Here is a 15815-nt window from a genome sequence, read left to right on the forward strand (position 1 = left end):
ATCAGTGTCTAACTTCATATAAAATGGATCAATAATAAAGGAGAAATGGTTGTGAGAACTTTAAATCTAACGATACAACGGCAAGCGGTATATGATGTGGTGCGCCATTCAGAGGATCACCCGACAGCTGCTGATGTCATGAACCGACTCGTGGAACAAGGATATAATCTGGCCTATGGTACGGTGTATAATTCTCTTCGTTATCTAACGGACAAAGAATTGATACGGGAGCTTAAACTGGGAGAGACAGCAAGCCGGTACGATGCCCGTATGGATGATCATCAGCACATTATGTGTGAAGTGTGCGGCAAAGTGGACGAGGTGATGACGGAAGTTCCTCCACAATGGATGAAACAGGTAGCTGAAGAAACCGGATATGCAATCGATCATGCTCATGTGGTCTTTGGAGGTGTCTGCGGGGAATGCAGAAACAAACGGATCAAGTAAAAATAAAACTGCCTGGCCGCCGTTTACCCCTTAGGGTTAAACCAGCCTTGTCCGATTCAGCACCTCTTGTGGACAATTGTCCTGTTACACGGCGTGTTATTCTGATCAGCCCGATGCCGGGGCAGGTTCATGAACTGGTAAAAGCCTTAACGGATAGCTGCTTTGATGTACTGGTCTTTCATCGCTGGGAACCGGATCTGCATGAGCGTCTTGTCTTTGATCTGTTGATATATGATCTGTCTGTTGCCGGAACGATCGATGCATTTGCCGGCATTAGCAGCCGATTGAATCGTGAGGCTGAGCATACAACCCCTTGTCTGTATCTGGTCGGTGAGAAGATGATCGGCAGCGCGAGTGGACCAATGCTTCAGGAGGAATTGCTGGTGTGGCCTGCACGCCCGCAGGAAGCACTTTACCGGGTGCAGCGCATGATTGGCAACAGTCCTGCTTTGCCCAACCGTGGATTTTTGCCTGAAGAAGGGCACCGTATCGGTTTCAAAGATCTGTGGCTCGATCGTGAACGGATGAGTGTGCAGCGCGATAATAACCGGATTCATCTAACGAAGACCGAATATGATCTGTTACTCAAGCTGATTGATGCCAAAGGTGCGGTCATTTCCCGTGAGGAGATGCTCAGCGATATCTGGGAGACTGATTTTACAGGTGGAAGTAACGTTGTCGATGTTCATATCAAAAGCTTGCGCAAAAAATTGGGCGATAATGCGTCATCGCCGCAATATATTGTCACTGTAAGAGGAGTGGGCTACCGCCTGGCGGATTAGTCCGCTTTTTTTTGTTTAATTTTATCGTTCACCTCATGTGTTTTCGGGTAAAGCCTAATAGATAGAGTAAATCCGAATCACTTTCGTAAAAAGATGTTCATAGTTCATTCATGAAGTGGTGAAGAAACTCATCTTAATCTCATGTGAACCTCATGCAAGAGCAGAGTGGGACATGTTAGAATCAATTTAACAGTTAGATCAAGTCTAAATGTATATTTAAACCGAAGCCGAATATGATTTTAATAGTAGATATATAACAGCCGTGAGACCCATTAGAGGAGGACGACATGATGACCGAACGTATGACAACGAATCAGGGAGCACCTGTAGGTGACAACCAGAATTCCCGCACAGCAGGCAGAAGAGGGCCGACACTGCTTGAAGACTACCATCTCATTGAGAAAATAGCCCACTTTGACCGTGAACGTATTCCCGAAAGAGTCGTACATGCAAGAGGTGCCGGAGCTCATGGTGTATTCACGCTGGAGCAGAGTATGAAGGCTTATACAACAGCGGACTTCCTGCAAGATCCGGGTACGGAGACGGATGTACTGGTTCGTTTCTCAACCGTTATTCATGGTACGGGATCACCAGAGACTGCACGAGATCCGCGTGGATTTGCCGTCAAATTCTATACACGGGAAGGCAACTATGATATCGTCGGCAACCATCTGCCTGTGTTCTTCATTCGTGATGCCATGAAGTTCCCTGACATGGTGCATTCCTTGAAGCCAGCTCCGGATACGAATATTCAGGAACCAGCTAGATATTGGGACTTCATGACTCTCTCACCAGAATCAACGCATATGATGACCTGGTTGTTCTCTGATCTGGGCACACCGGCCAGTTATCGGGAGATGGATGGATTCGGCGTACATGCTTTCAAATGGATCAATGCACAGGGGCAGGTCCATTATGTAAAATATAAATGGGAATCTGTACAAGGGGTGCGAGGCTTCTCTCGTCAGGAAGCTGCTGAGGTACAGGGCCAGGACTTTAACCATGCTACCCGTGATCTGCGTGAACATATCAAGAACGGGCAATACCCGCAGTGGAAGTTACAGGTACAGCTCTTGAAGCCGGAGCAAATGGATGATTTTGCTTTTGATCCACTCGATCCAACCAAAACATGGCCTGAAGATGTATTGCCGTTCCATACGGTAGGGACCATGACCCTGAATCGGAATCCGCAAAACTTCTTTGCTGAAGTGGAACAGGCGGCCTTTTCTCCTAGTGCGCTTGTACCTGGAATTGAGCCTTCCGAAGACAAATTGCTGCAAGGACGCCTATTCTCCTATCCAGATACACAGCGTCACCGGCTTGGAACGAACTATTTGCAAATTCCGGTGAATTGCCCGTACGCACCTGTTCGTAATCATCAACGTGATGGACTCATGAATGTGAATCAGGATCCATCTCCAGTGAACTATGAACCCAACAGTTCCGGAAACAGACCGCAGGAAGATCCGGCATACCGGGACAGTCAGGTTCCATTGCAAGGGCATGTTACACGCGAGAAAATCGAGAAAACGGATGATTACACACAGTCAGGGGAGCTTTTCCGTTCATTTACCCCTGTAGAGCAGCAACATTTGCTGGATAATCTGATCAATGACCTCAAGGGAGTATCTGTCGATATTCAAATGCGTGCCCTGTGCCACTTCTTCCGGGCGGATGGACAGCTTGGCGGACGTTTGGCTCATGGACTCGGTGTGGATATTTCTGCACATATGCCGTCACAGGATGGAAAATAAGTTACATTTTGACCATATTATCGCAACATCATAATGACTGATATTCAGTGAAGACCGGGCAAACCGTGAACGTGCGGAGTTTCCTGGTCTTTCGCTTTTTTTTGGTGAAATGGAAAACAAATTTACAAATCATTTACATAAAATAGCTGACATAGAGGTTGACTTCTCATTTGATGGCACTACAATGGGTAGTGTGAGGGGTGTCAGAACATGAGAATACACAATTTCAAAGTGGGTGAGCGTGGGCTCAACCGATTTTTCGGTCCGCTGGAGGCCAAGATCATGGACATTTTATGGGCTCGTCCTGGCAGCAGCATCCGTGAAGTGCAGACTGCACTTGAACAAGACAAAGACGTCAATTTTAATACAGTCATGACCGTGATGAACCGGCTCGTGGACAAGGGACTTCTCGGAAAGTCTCAGAAGGGCAGAACATCTTTGTACCAACCGGTACAGAGTAAGGAGGAGTTTATGAACGACCAATCCAAGGAACTGTCACATGAGTTGGTGGATGAATTCGGAGCTCTGGCATTGAATCATATGCTGGATGCGCTGGACGAAGCAGATGCGGGTCTGATTGAACGCCTGGAACAGAAGATCAAACAATGGAAAAAGGATAGCGATTAAGATGTGGAAGACCCGCTCGAAACTTTTGTTTACCGTCGGGTTTGGCATTCCGTTACTCGTGTTCATGCAGATGTTCATGTACGCGATGTACAAAATTTTTGGCTGGGATATCCCGTTTAACTTGCTCTGGCTCTGTAATCATTGGATGAGTCGACTGGGATGGTTATCCGTGGGACATTTCCTGCTGGCACTGGTATTGCTGACATTTGCGGGAACAGGCTGGTTGCTAACGGTGCGTATGATGAAAACGAGAGCAGCCGTACGTAAACTTCGCTCCATGGAAGTGCGTGCATTGTCCCGCAAATTGGAGTCCAAGTATCACCATCTCGGACAGCCGGGATTCATTGTGGTGGACAAGTCATCTCCGGTTGCATTTACAATTGGTTTATGGAGACCTTGCATCGTACTCTCCACGGGGCTTCTGACGATGCTGGATACAGAAGAGGAGACGGCAGTTGTGTATCACGAAGTCCATCATCTGTGGCACCGTGACCCACTGAAGACGACACTGTTATCGGTATTTGCAATCATGATGCCGTATATTCCCGTATTGAAGCATACTTCGAAACATTACAATATCGTTAGAGAAATTCTGGCAGACAATGAGGCCATTGAGCGTACAGGCAATGTGGCAGGCATTGGCAGTGCTTTGCTCAAGCTGCTCCGTGCTTGTCCTGAACCTTGGGGAGCCAAAGAACTGACCGTTCAATCCTCATTTGCGGATACGTCGGTGAATGTCCGAATTTCACGTCTGCTGGACCCAGAACAGGACGTGACGCTGAGGTTGCCACGCTACGCCGTTCTGATGTCGGCTACTGTTTTCCTGTTGCTGTCTATCTTGTTTGTTTGGTCCATTGGATGAATCAACTTAGCTAAATGCGAGTTCGTGTATAACACTAGGAAGGATGATGAACATGAATAATAAAAGTGTAGAGATTGGATTATTTTTCTCAAGGATTATGATCGGATTGATCTTTGTATTGCACGGCTGGAGTAAATTCGAAGGTGGAATCAGCGGTACAGTAGGTTTTTTCGAAAGTATCGGTATTCCCGGATTTCTTGCATCCGTTGTAGCCATTATTGAGTTGGTGGGTGGTGCAGCGATGATTCTGGGTCTGGGAACACGTGTGTTTGCTGCCCTGTTTGCCATCGTGATGGTTGGCGTTCTGTTTACAGCCAAAATGGGTGAGCCGTTCCTGAGTGGTACCGAGTTAGATTACCTGCTGCTGGCGGGTTCCCTGACACTGCTCTTCACAGGAAGCCGCTTCCTGGCCGTGGATTATCTGTTCTCCAGACAGGGGAGCGCTCGCCAGAATGTGAGTGCTTGAATTGACTAACGATTACTAAAAAATAATGAAGTGCAGGATGAGTCCTGTAACGAGGTTCTTTATTGGCCAGGCCGGTTCGGGAATTGTATCTGCGAACCGGGCTGATCAGTAGAGAACTTTTTTCGTTTGGACGACATGCCTTTGGTTTGTTACAATGAGAATAAGTATGCTACTAAGAAAAAATAAGGAGGATGCATTTTATGATTAACGTCATTCCATCCGATGCCCGCTCCAGCTTCGATCGAGGCTGGCTCCGTGGTAGTCACAGCTTTTCTTTCGGAGAATACCAAGACCCGGAGAATACGGCGTTTGGACCGATGCGGGTAGCGAACGACGATGTGATTGCGCCTGGTCGAGGTTTTGGGGCTCACCCGCATAGTGACATGGAGATTGTATCGATCGTACTCAGCGGCAAGTTACGACATGAAGATAATCTGGGCAATGTAGCCGTTACAGGCTTTGGCGGTATCCAGCGGATGTCAGCAGGCAGTGGCATGATTCATACCGAACATAATGCATCCGATACCGAAGAAGTACGTTTGCTTCAGCTCTGGTTCATGCCACAGACAAAAGGGTTGGAGCCCTCCTATGAGACGACATCATTTGATCCAGCGGCATTGGCAGGAGCACTCGTGCCGATTGTATCGCCAGATGGGGGACCAAGAGTTGCGACCATTCATCAGGATATGACGATCTACCTTGGCCGATTAGCCAAAGACGAAACGTTAACCTTTAATCAGGATGCAGGCCGCCGAATGTACATTTTCTCCATCGAAGGCAAGCTGGGATTGGATGGAGAGTACCTGTTGAACGAAGGCGACACGGCTCGTGTGGAACAGCGGGATTCAATCGAACTGCAAGGAAACGAAGATACGTTCTATATGATTATTGATTTGCCGTAGATGGCTGATGAAATGAACTCCAAGATGAAGGAGGATATACACATATGGCGCAACAGGAATGGTTTATGGTCAAACATGCGGTGACCGGGCGAGGATTGGCTAATAGCAAAACAGATTCGTTGTCCTACCGATTCCAACAGGAGGGTAAAGGTTTCATATTTACCGTTACGGGCCTGGACAAGCAGATTGTGGAACAGATTATGGAGCTTAGACAGGAGCTAAACGTATTTCGCTTCGTCCAACGCAAGGATCAGCCCCTTTTGAAACACTGGTACTATGTAGACGGTGAACGGGTAGTCTACGACAGGGAGAGTCACACGCTAAGCATCTATGCGAAGTCAGAGATTCGTTATGTGCCTGAAGATTATTTTGCGGACTAACTAAAATAGGTTGAACAGTTTTTTGAATAGTTAAGGAGGTCTCTGTTAAATACAGAGGCCTTTTTGCTGTCTGAAATTAGAGGATTTAATCGTAATTTTGCAAAAAAGACCACATAATTCCCCGCTATCTGGCACAAGCTACCTTGTATAAAAAACAAGAACGGAGGGGCGGCATATGGCGGACAAAACATCTGGGAAAGACAAGTCCCGACAACCGGGACGAGCTTCAGAAGAGAAAAAACATATCCCTTTGGGACTGCCGTCCCCGCCTTTTCTGCGGCAGCCGATTAGTGCAGTACATGCAACTCAGATTCAGGCGGTAAAGGAGATCTTTTCCGATTGCTCGGATGTGGTTTTTCGCAACGTTATGATTACGCCGGAAGTGAAAGGACTGCTCGTCTATATTGAGGGTATTGTCAATTCGGCTGATATCCAGGAACACATGCTGCGTCCGATTATTCGTGGGCTGGTACAGCAGCGTACAGATGAACCTGATGTTCCACTGGATGATACAACCGTTGAACTAACACAGGTGAAGCGTGTGAAAACCTGGGCCACCGCGGCTGAAGGGGTGCTGGCATCCTCCGCACTTCTGGTGGTCGATGGAAGTAGCGAAGCCTGGATGTTCAACGTCAAAGGCGGCGTCAGACGTGGCGTGGAGGAACCTCAGACGGAATCCGTAATTCGGGGACCACGGGAGGGATTTACCGAAACACTGCGCGTGAATACGGCTTTACTGCGGTTCAAGCTGAAAACCCCCTCTCTCAAGATGGTAAGTATGACACTAGGCACAGAAACCAAAACCGATATTGTTCTGACCTATCTGGACGATATTGCTGATCCGAAGTTGATTCGGGACGTGAAGAAACGTCTGGAAAAAATAAAGATCGATGGCATTCTGGAGACGGGTTATATTGAGGAACTGATTGAAGACCACCCGTATTCTCCATTCCCGCAGATGCACTATTCCGAGCGCCCGGATACAGTAGCAGGTAACTTGTTGGAAGGACGATTTTCCATTTTAGTAGACGGCACTCCCTTTGCGTTAATTGCTCCAGTCACGATGTGGCAGATGCTTCAGGCCAGTGAGGATTACTATGAACGATTCTTCATCAGTAATCTGTTGCGTTGGATACGGTTTCTGTTCGTAGCTATTGCACTTTTCCTCCCAGCGCTGTATATCGCCATTACCACATTTCATCAGGATATGTTGCCCACCACGCTAATTCTGAGTATTGCCGGTGCACGGGAAGCCATCCCTTTTCCGGCTTTGGTGGAAGCCCTCATCATGGAGCTATCATTCGAAGCCCTCCGTGAAGCGGGGGTCAGGTTACCGAAAACAGTCGGTCAGGCAGTCAGTATTCTCGGTGCGCTTGTGATCGGACAGGCTGCAGTACAGGCAGGGATTGTGTCCGCACCGATGGTTATTATCGTATCCATGACAGGTATAGCTTCCTTTACAATTCCGCGGTTTAACTTTGCGATTACCGTACGTCTATTGCGATTTCCGATCATGTTATTGGCGGGTATGCTTGGACTATATGGCATCGTCATTGGCTTGGTCCTGATCTCGGTGCATCTGACACAGATGACTTCGTTTGGTGTACCTTATCTGTCAGGTCTTAGCCCGTACAGTAAGACTGATACCAAGGATATTCTCATTCGTGTGCCGTGGTGGAAAATGATCCATCGTCCTTCTACGGTTCAGGATAACCAGAAACGGATGAAAGACAAGATCAATGGTTCGCCTGAAGCTGAGGAAGGATGGTGAACACATGTTTCTTATTCGAAAAATTAGAGCCGCATTGATTTTGCTCCTGTGTACCCTTTTAATAGCCGGATGCTGGGATCGTAAGGAAATTAATGATATTGCCTTTGTGATTGGCGTAGCTGTTGATAAGGAGGAAGACAATTACAGATCCAGTCTCCAGATTGCACTTCCCGGTCAATCCGGTTCTACGGGCAGTTCGGGAGGTGGCGGCGGTACAAGCGGGGACAAATCATGGTTCATGTTGTCCAACACCGCGAAGACACTGAGGGGGACTACACTTGAAGGCCAAAAAGCACTCTCACGAACGATTTATTATGCGCATCGTCGTACCCTGCTTATTGGAGAGGACCTTGCCCGGGATGGCGTGGCTCCGATGCTCGATTTATTTACACGTTACCCGCTCAACCGATTCTCTGCATTACCGGTCGTTACGAAAGGTGCGGCATATGAAGTCATGGATACGGATGCACCTATAGAGAAGTTTCCATCCGAGATGGTGAGAGAGTTGTGCTTTCTAAATATGCGTAACCCACGTTCTCTTAAAACGTTCACCGATGCCATTCTTAGTGAAGGGGTAGATCCCTTCTTGCCTGTAGCTTCCAAAGTGGACAATGTCCCAAAAAATTGGAAGGATGCCAAATCAAATATCAAGCTGGATGGATTGGCCATTTTTAAAAAAGACAAGTTGGTAGGCATGATTGACAAGGCTCCCGCTGATGCCCTGATTCTCGCTATGGGGGAAGCCAATGCACCAGAAATTATGGTCAAGGCTCCGCGCGGAGAAGGAGATATATTCATCAAACTGAACGAGAACCATTCTTCACTGCACCCCAGTGTCAAGAAAGAAAAGGTCACTGTGACCGTTCAATTGTACGCCAAGGGAGTAGTTGTAGATAACGAATCAAATTACGGTGATCTGCGTGAAAAAGAGATTTTGAAATTAAATGACGCGGTCCACAAAAAAATAAAAGAGGATATCGTTGAAGGGGTTCGATTAATTCAAGGGAAATATCATGCCGATATTCTCGGGATTGGTCGGTCGATCCATCAACACTTGCCAAAAGAGTGGGACAAAATGAAGGATCGATGGGATGATATCTATCCTGATGTTGAGGTGAATGTTATCCCCCACGTCATCATTGAAAATGTAGGGGTAGTCAATAAACCGATCGGTGTCATGGAGGAGGATATCGTACATGATTAAACCACTGTTGTTCACCTATTTGGGGATGGTCATCATGGTCATCGCGATGGACTTTAGACATCTAAAGCAGGCGGCAGTTATTAATCGCTGGTTATCCTATGGGCTGATTGCATTGGGGACAGGCATTTGGTTCTATGTAACCCATCTGAGCAAAACCTTTTATATTTCCGTATGGATCAGCCACGTCATCCAGCGATTCTTACCGTTACCATAGATACGGACTAAGGATGGTACGGAGTAAACTTTGAATGATGGGAAGGAGGTACTGTATGAATCAAAGTGTGACTTCTCGACAGATTGTACTACTCGTGCTGCTGCTCAGTATTACGGGCACGTTGATCCAACCCCATGCACAGGCCATTTATTACGCGGAACAGCACGCTTATCTCTCGTATGTGCCAGTTGTTCTCGTGATGATTATATCCATGTGGATGGTAAGCCGAATTCAGCGGAGATTTCCGAATCAGGATCTATTTGAGGCGCTTGCTGAGCGGTTCCCCTTTATGGGAAGGCTCGCAGGCGTAATGTACATTTTGTTTTTTTTCTTCATATTCGCTAGAGATATCCGATTAATTGGTGATTATGTAAGTATAACCTTGCTAGAGACAACGCCGATATCCATTGTGGTATTGTCACTCATGATTATGGCGGTATTTATCGTCAGAGGTGGGCTTGGTTCGTTGATCGGAATGTCAGAACTATATGTTACCCTGTTCCTGTTGAATTCTGTAATTTTGCCTTTTATGCTGATTCAGCAGGTGAATATGGATAATCTGATGCCCTATTTTCATCTCGATATGGCAGGTGTAGGCAAAGGGAGTTGGTACATATTTTCTTTTTATGGCGAGATGATCGCCTTACCTTTTGTCGTTAAGGGCAGTGATTTTCGCTTCAAGCCTGTGTTATGGGGCATCATTATCTCGGGATTGCTGATGATGCTGATTATGGTGGAAACCATCACGTCGATTGGTGTGCCCATTGCCTCCAGACTCGTATACCCTTCGTATGAACTTGCAAGGCAGCTGCAAATTAGTGATTTTCTGGATCGGTTTGATCTGGCGTTAGCAGCGGCAACCTTGCCTGCCATGATTACCAAAATTGCATTTGATCTGTACTTTGTCTGTTGGGGACTGAAGCGAATGATTCCGAAGGTTTCGGGAAAGGTCATGACAGGTCCGGTGGCACTGTTAGGCTTTGTTTGTGCATTCTGGTTTTTCAAAAACGCCATTCAGCTTTATCGTTTTACCCGGGAATGGACATGGATCGCCATTGTTTTTGAAGTACTGTTCCCTATGGTGCTGTTTCTTTTCCTTCGTCCTCGCAAAAAGGATAAAAAAGAATCTACCCAACAGAGATCGGGAGAGCAGTCCAAGAAAGAGAAGCATGAACAGGGACAAGAATCCTCTGATTCGGAGAAGAACGGAGAGAAAAAAAGGCAGGATTCTCATGGTGGAGAACTCCAGCCTTCCTGATACATTCCATCAAAAATCCTTATAGATGAAACGGGCAAAAAGAGGGTAAGCACAGTTTCCCTTGGCAGAAGTACCCTGTATACTGTAGTCAGACTGATGAACATTCGGCTGGACTAACGGGGGGAACATGAATGGCTCAACATTTGGCAGGTGTACGTGTAGCATTGACAGGACCACGAAAATCGAAAGAAATGTCCATACTGGTTGAAAAAATGGGCGGTATTCCGCTTGTGCGACCGGCACAGGGAACGGTATTTCTGGATGATCGGAGTATCAGGGATGGGCTGGTATCCTGGATCTCAGACCCGCCAGACTGGGCGGTGTTAACAACGGGTATGGGATTGGACGCGATATTTGAAATGGCCGAGGATATGGAAGTGGCGGGACAGTTGCTGGATGCACTGTCGGAATCCTCGATTGCGGCGAGAGGTTACAAGACAGTGAATGCACTGAAAAAGCGCAAGTTAACGCCGCTAGTACGGGACGATGATGGCAGTACGGACGGGCTTATTCGTGAATTTGCCCCACATGATCTCGCAGGAAAAAAGGTTATGTTGCAGCTTCATGGGGAGACAGCTCCCAAACTTGTCGCATGGTTGGAAGAACAAGGCGCAATCGTCACACAAGTGCTTCCTTACCGCCATGTACCGCCGGAAGAGGCAGAACTGGAACAGCTATTGAATGAAATTCTAAAGTTCGAGGTAGATGCTGTTGCGTTCACAAGTGGACCGCAGGTCCGATTCCTGGCACAATATGCGGCATCGCAGGACAAGCTTGAGCCGATGCTTGCAGCCTTCAGACAAGGTGTAATCCCTGCGTCTGTAGGTAAAGTTACAGCAAACTCCATGCGTGAAGAAGGCATTGAGGCACTGGTCATTCCGGAGGAAGAGAAGATGGGAGCACTCATCGTTGAGCTGGGACGTTACTTTGCGGCAGGGCGTGCGGCCAAGATTAGTGGCTTGCAATCCTAGATAGCAATGACTATGAATGAACGTATTCAATTATTAGGTTAGTGGATGGTTGAAAACGAATCGTATATGTGTATGTTACTTCTGGTTCTGATCCGTTTTTTGGATCAGGACTTTTTTCTGTTTTGTCTGAAAATAGAAGAACGGACAAGTATCATAAGCATGGACATTATTTCCTGAGCGGTGTTATTATGAGAACAATATTGAATGAAAACAAGCAAGGTGCTCTTGCGTGCAGCAAGAGGTAACAGGGAATCGGGTGAAAGTCCCGAGCGGTCCCGCCACTGTAATGGTGAAGCCCTTTTTGATTCAAGTCACTCGGCAAGCCGGGGAAGACAGAAAAGGAAGCTGATGATCCAAAGCCAGGAGACCTACCTTGCATGTGTCACCGAACCCTTCGCGGAAAGGAGTGGTGTACGAAGAATCAGGAAATGGGCGAACAAGCGGTTCGCCTGGCTGGCCCCCCCTTGGGCCACATAGTCACAGGATTACCCTCTGGGAATCTGGACTGTGTTCTTGAGTGTACGTACATGCGTATCCCATCCGTTACAAGGATGGGATTTTTTTGTTTTTTTTTGATAAATGTACATCCTTGCGATAACCAACCATATGTCGGGAAATTGCAGGTAGAGGATAAATTGGTTTGATCATAACAGGTGGTTGATGAGAGGGTCTGGTTCGGTAGTCTGAGTAAACAGAGCTGACGAGTTGAACATGCAGTACAGTTCGGGAGAAGGTCGGCATAGCCGCCCTTCTTCAATGTTTGGATCAGTTCGACAAGTGTGATGGAGGAGGAGAAGCAATGCAAGATCAAGGCAAGTTGCTGATTATCGGGTTTGGTCCGGGAGCCATGGAACATATCACGAAGCGGGCACTCGAAGCACTTCAGGAGAGCGAGGTTATTATCGGATACAACACCTATGTGGATCTGATTCGCCCTCTGTTGAACGGGCAAGCGATTGTGCGCACAGGCATGACGGAGGAAGTAAGCCGTGCACAAGAAGCGGTCAGACAGGCGGAGATGGGCAAAATTGTTGCCGTAATTTCCAGCGGTGACGCAGGCGTATATGGTATGGCGGGTCTGGTGTACGAGGTGCTGATGGAGCAAGGCTGGAAGCCGGATACGGGTGTTGCCGTCGAAGTTATTCCGGGCGTGTCGGCCATTCAGTCTTGTGCATCACTGCTTGGTGCTCCCGTCATGCATGATGCATGTACGATCAGCCTTAGTGATCACCTCACGCCGTGGGAGACCATTATTCGCAGGGTCGAAGCCGCAGCGTCCGCTGATTTTGTCATTGCCCTGTACAATCCACGCAGTGGACGACGCACACGCCAGATCGTGGAGACACAGGAAATGATCCTGCGTTATCGTGACCCACAGACCCCGGTAGGTCTGGTAAAAAGTGCATATCGTGAGCGTCAGGACGTTGTCATGACCACACTGGAGGATATGCTGAATCATGATATCGGCATGCTGACGACTGTGATTATCGGCAATTCTTCGACCATGATGTACGAAGGACTCATGGTCACCCCTCGCGGGTATCAGCGAAAATACACGCTGAACACCGCGGAACAGTCGCTCAGACCTCATGAGCGACTGCGCACGGAAGCCGAGCCATGGTCGCTCGGCGCAAGGGACGCCCGCGCTGCCGCCTCCGGCGAGGCAGCGGGCCAGAGCGCGGCCAGCGTTGCATCGGCCGCGCAGCCACAGGCGGAGCCAGCCCTGCGCGGCGCCAGCGCCGGAGCGGGCACGGCCCCGCAAGGGCAGCCGCCCGCTGGTGCAGGGGCTGCTGCCGCTATGCCTGCGGCAAGCCTGGCGAGCAGCGCTGGCACCGCCGTGCTTGCCGGCGAGCGACCTGTGCCCGTTGCGGCAGAGGCCGCTACGGGGCGAGTCGCCGAAGCGCCACGCGCTGGCGCAGCTGAGCTCGCTGCCGAGGCGCTGACACGGCTCGCGGCAGGCGGCGCGTTCGCGGGCGAATCGGCGAGCCGCTGGCTGGATGCAGCAGCGCCGAGCCATACGGCAAGTGCATCGCAGGCTGCGACCGCAACAGCGGTACGCACTGCGCCCGAGCCTGGGCGCAAGGCGCCGCTGTTCGAAGTCGGCGTGTCGCCCGGCGTGGGCAACAAAAAATTCACCGCCACCCAGATGGCGCTGCTGGCGCAGTGTGCAAGTGAAGATGGCGAACTGGAGTACACGCCGGAGCACCAGATTATTCTGAGAGTGCCGACATTTGAACCGGACTCGCTGGTAGAAGAGCTGCGCGCAGCCAATTTTATCGTTGTACCGATTGGAGATGTCATCAAGGTGAAGGCCTGTGACTTCTGTAACATGGAGAAGGACGATGCTGTCCCGATGGCTAACCATTTACAGGCCGTGATTGGCGGTCTGGGTGCACCCAAAGAAACAAGTGTGGCGCTGAATGGCTGCGGTATGGCATGTTACGGGGCAGTGCTGGAGGATATCGGCATCGTGTATCGCAAAGGTGCATATGACCTGTTCCTCGGTGGCAAGAAATTCGGCCGCAATGCTCACCCTGCCCAGCCCGTAGCGGAGGGAATTCCGGGTGACCAGATTGGTGGCATTGTGGAACGCATTGTAGCCGATTACAAGGAAAAAGGTCATCCGAATGAGCGATTCCACAAATTCTTCAAACGAGTTGGTGTAATTCAGGGCTTCCGCCATGTGGATGCACCGGTCACGGTGGAAGTAAACCCGATATGCGGTGACTAAATCCGTACTAATTCCTGTTTAAGTTCTGATTAAGTCCTTAATTGAATCGCCTCCTTCGGGGAGACGTGATGGTGTAGCTTGTCAGGGATCTAATATTTTGCAATATGCGCTGGATTTCAGCTGACATAGATGGATTGATTTTTACGAGTAATGTATCGCATGGATTGAATGATTGGTTTGGCGTAGTTTTTGCCGGATGAACTGGATTGGCGAATGAATATGAAAAGTCTGATCTGCGAGTCAGACGGGGGAGGAATAACAAAAGATGGATGCAATATTGTTGGTGGGACACGGGAGTCGTGATCCCGAGGGGAACCGGGAACTGAAGGAGTTTGCAAATGAGGTAGCAGCGAAGGCACCGGAGAATACGTTGGTGGAGACCTGCTTTCTGGAGTTAACGAGACCAAGTATTGCTGAAGGTGTTACCGCTTGTGTGGATCGAGGAGCAACACGTGTCGTGTTGGTGCCGATCATTCTGTTTGCTGCCGGTCATGCCAAGATTGATATTCCTAACGCCATTGACCGTGCCAAGGCACGTTATCCGCAGGTGGAATTCGTATATGGTCGTCCCATCGGTGTTCATGAGAAAGTTGTTCAGATCATGCAGACCCGTCTGCAAGAAGCACAACCTGTACTTGTCGCATCCCAAGGCGGTACAGCGGTAGCGGCTCCACCAGTTCCGGTGACGGATGAAGAGACCGCAGTACTGGTGCTTGGACGGGGAAGCAGTGACCCGGATGCCAACAGTGACTTTTTCAAAATGACCCGGATGTTATGGGAGAAACTGCCCTACAAGTGGACGGAAAGCAGCTTTATCGGTGTGACTCAGCCCTCATTCCCGGATGGATTAGAGCGCTGTCTGTTGTTGGGTGCAAAGAAAATCATCATCATGCCGTATTTCCTGTTCACAGGTGTACTGATCAAGCGCATTGATGAAATGACTGCGGAATTTGCAGCGGCGCATCCAGACATTCAGGTTGAGGTTGGTGGATATTTTGGCTTCCACCCGAAGCTGGTTGAACTGGTACTGGAGCGGGCCCATGAGGGGTTATATGGACGTGTAACAGCCAACTGTGACAACTGCCAATTCAGGCTGGAAGCAGCCAAACACCACCATCACCATCATGATCACGACCATGGGCATGACCACGATCACGACCATGACCATGATCACCATCATCACGATCACGATCACGACCACGACCACGACCACGACCACGACCACCATCATGAACACAGCCATGCGCACAATCACGATCATTCGGATCATGATCACTCGCATCATCATGATGAGCATGACCATCAGCACGTACATACACACGAGGATCACGCGCATAAGCATGACCACGATCATGATCACACTCCTACTGCCGTCGATCGTCAAGCGTCACTCGATTATCATCATGATCACGATGAAGAGTTGCATCATACACATCACGAGCACGA

General features: G+C 48.9%; 14 protein-coding genes, 1 pseudogene and 1 riboswitch. All 15 genes and pseudogenes read left to right on the forward strand.

Translation table 11 applies throughout. From position 1 onward, the window contains the following. Window positions 1-51: 51 nt before the first annotated feature. Window positions 52-447: a Fur family transcriptional regulator gene (locus QVE09_RS15275; RefSeq protein ID WP_036612807.1), complete on the forward strand. Its 396-nt coding sequence runs from the start codon at window positions 52-54 to the stop codon at window positions 445-447. Next, window positions 423-1229: a winged helix-turn-helix transcriptional regulator gene (locus QVE09_RS15280; protein ID WP_150365790.1), complete on the forward strand. Its 807-nt coding sequence runs from the start codon at window positions 423-425 to the stop codon at window positions 1227-1229. The genes QVE09_RS15275 and QVE09_RS15280 overlap by 25 nt, the downstream gene beginning before the upstream one ends. 290 nt (window positions 1230-1519) lie before the next feature. Further along, window positions 1520-2983 (forward strand): catalase, encoded by a 1464-nt coding sequence (locus QVE09_RS15285; RefSeq protein WP_315937702.1) that lies wholly within the window; start codon window positions 1520-1522, stop codon window positions 2981-2983. Between the two features lie 210 nt (window positions 2984-3193). Then, window positions 3194-3610, forward strand: a complete 417-nt coding sequence (locus tag QVE09_RS15290; RefSeq protein WP_017691824.1) for a BlaI/MecI/CopY family transcriptional regulator — start codon at window positions 3194-3196, stop codon at window positions 3608-3610. Window position 3611: 1 nt separating this feature from the next. Then, window positions 3612-4472 (forward strand): M56 family metallopeptidase, encoded by an 861-nt coding sequence (locus QVE09_RS15295; protein WP_315937469.1) that lies wholly within the window; start codon window positions 3612-3614, stop codon window positions 4470-4472. A 52-nt stretch (window positions 4473-4524) separates the two neighbouring features. Then, window positions 4525-4938, forward strand: coding sequence for a DoxX family protein (locus QVE09_RS15300; protein ID WP_091036057.1), 414 nt, complete (start codon window positions 4525-4527; stop codon window positions 4936-4938). 200 nt (window positions 4939-5138) lie between these two features. Next, window positions 5139-5840 carry a pirin family protein gene (locus tag QVE09_RS15305; protein ID WP_315937470.1) on the forward strand — a complete coding sequence of 234 codons (702 nt, stop codon included), beginning with the start codon at window positions 5139-5141 and terminating at the stop codon, window positions 5838-5840. Window positions 5841-5884: 44 nt separating this feature from the next. Then, window positions 5885-6220 carry a hypothetical protein gene (locus QVE09_RS15310; protein WP_315937471.1) on the forward strand — a complete coding sequence of 112 codons (336 nt, stop codon included), beginning with the start codon at window positions 5885-5887 and terminating at the stop codon, window positions 6218-6220. A gap of 175 nt (window positions 6221-6395) precedes the next feature. Further along, on the forward strand, window positions 6396-7991 hold the full coding sequence (locus QVE09_RS15315; protein ID WP_315937472.1) for a spore germination protein: 1596 nt from the start codon (window positions 6396-6398) through the stop codon (window positions 7989-7991). Between the two features lie 4 nt (window positions 7992-7995). Then, window positions 7996-9195 (forward strand): Ger(x)C family spore germination protein, encoded by a 1200-nt coding sequence (locus QVE09_RS15320; protein WP_315937473.1) that lies wholly within the window; start codon window positions 7996-7998, stop codon window positions 9193-9195. Further along, window positions 9188-9409 (forward strand): hypothetical protein, encoded by a 222-nt coding sequence (locus QVE09_RS15325; protein WP_315937474.1) that lies wholly within the window; start codon window positions 9188-9190, stop codon window positions 9407-9409. The genes QVE09_RS15320 and QVE09_RS15325 overlap by 8 nt, the downstream gene beginning before the upstream one ends. Before the next feature lie 55 nt (window positions 9410-9464). After that, window positions 9465-10667 (forward strand): GerAB/ArcD/ProY family transporter, encoded by a 1203-nt coding sequence (locus tag QVE09_RS15330; RefSeq protein ID WP_315937475.1) that lies wholly within the window; start codon window positions 9465-9467, stop codon window positions 10665-10667. A gap of 131 nt (window positions 10668-10798) precedes the next feature. Further along, window positions 10799-11638 (forward strand): uroporphyrinogen-III synthase, encoded by an 840-nt coding sequence (locus QVE09_RS15335; protein WP_315937476.1) that lies wholly within the window; start codon window positions 10799-10801, stop codon window positions 11636-11638. 200 nt (window positions 11639-11838) lie between these two features. After that, window positions 11839-12028, forward strand: a riboswitch (cobalamin riboswitch). 409 nt (window positions 12029-12437) lie between these two features. Then, window positions 12438-14369, forward strand: coding sequence for a precorrin-3B C(17)-methyltransferase (gene cobJ, locus QVE09_RS15340; RefSeq protein ID WP_315937477.1), 1932 nt, complete (start codon window positions 12438-12440; stop codon window positions 14367-14369). Between the two features lie 265 nt (window positions 14370-14634). Further along, window positions 14635-15687 (forward strand): annotated as a pseudogene (locus tag QVE09_RS15345) (sirohydrochlorin chelatase); the annotation flags it as partial. Window positions 15688-15815: the final 128 nt, after the last annotated feature.

Source organism: Paenibacillus sp. ClWae2A (assembly GCF_032452295.1).
Taxonomy (GTDB): domain Bacteria; phylum Bacillota; class Bacilli; order Paenibacillales; family Paenibacillaceae; genus Paenibacillus.

What these genes read in the sequence shown, in the direction of transcription:
- QVE09_RS15280 (WP_150365790.1), top strand. Translation starts at nt 423, where the DNA reads ATGCAGAAACAAACGGATCAAGTAAAAATAAAACTGCCTGGCCGCCGT.
- QVE09_RS15285 (WP_315937702.1), top strand. Translation starts at nt 1,520, where the DNA reads ATGACCGAACGTATGACAACGAATCAGGGAGCACCTGTAGGTGACAAC.
- QVE09_RS15290 (WP_017691824.1), top strand. Translation starts at nt 3,194, where the DNA reads ATGAGAATACACAATTTCAAAGTGGGTGAGCGTGGGCTCAACCGATTT.
- QVE09_RS15295 (WP_315937469.1), top strand. Translation starts at nt 3,612, where the DNA reads ATGTGGAAGACCCGCTCGAAACTTTTGTTTACCGTCGGGTTTGGCATT.
- QVE09_RS15300 (WP_091036057.1), top strand. Translation starts at nt 4,525, where the DNA reads ATGAATAATAAAAGTGTAGAGATTGGATTATTTTTCTCAAGGATTATG.
- QVE09_RS15305 (WP_315937470.1), top strand. Translation starts at nt 5,139, where the DNA reads ATGATTAACGTCATTCCATCCGATGCCCGCTCCAGCTTCGATCGAGGC.
- QVE09_RS15310 (WP_315937471.1), top strand. Translation starts at nt 5,885, where the DNA reads ATGGCGCAACAGGAATGGTTTATGGTCAAACATGCGGTGACCGGGCGA.
- QVE09_RS15315 (WP_315937472.1), top strand. Translation starts at nt 6,396, where the DNA reads ATGGCGGACAAAACATCTGGGAAAGACAAGTCCCGACAACCGGGACGA.
- QVE09_RS15320 (WP_315937473.1), top strand. Translation starts at nt 7,996, where the DNA reads ATGTTTCTTATTCGAAAAATTAGAGCCGCATTGATTTTGCTCCTGTGT.
- QVE09_RS15325 (WP_315937474.1), top strand. Translation starts at nt 9,188, where the DNA reads ATGATTAAACCACTGTTGTTCACCTATTTGGGGATGGTCATCATGGTC.
- QVE09_RS15330 (WP_315937475.1), top strand. Translation starts at nt 9,465, where the DNA reads ATGAATCAAAGTGTGACTTCTCGACAGATTGTACTACTCGTGCTGCTG.
- QVE09_RS15335 (WP_315937476.1), top strand. Translation starts at nt 10,799, where the DNA reads ATGGCTCAACATTTGGCAGGTGTACGTGTAGCATTGACAGGACCACGA.
- cobJ (WP_315937477.1), top strand. Translation starts at nt 12,438, where the DNA reads ATGCAAGATCAAGGCAAGTTGCTGATTATCGGGTTTGGTCCGGGAGCC.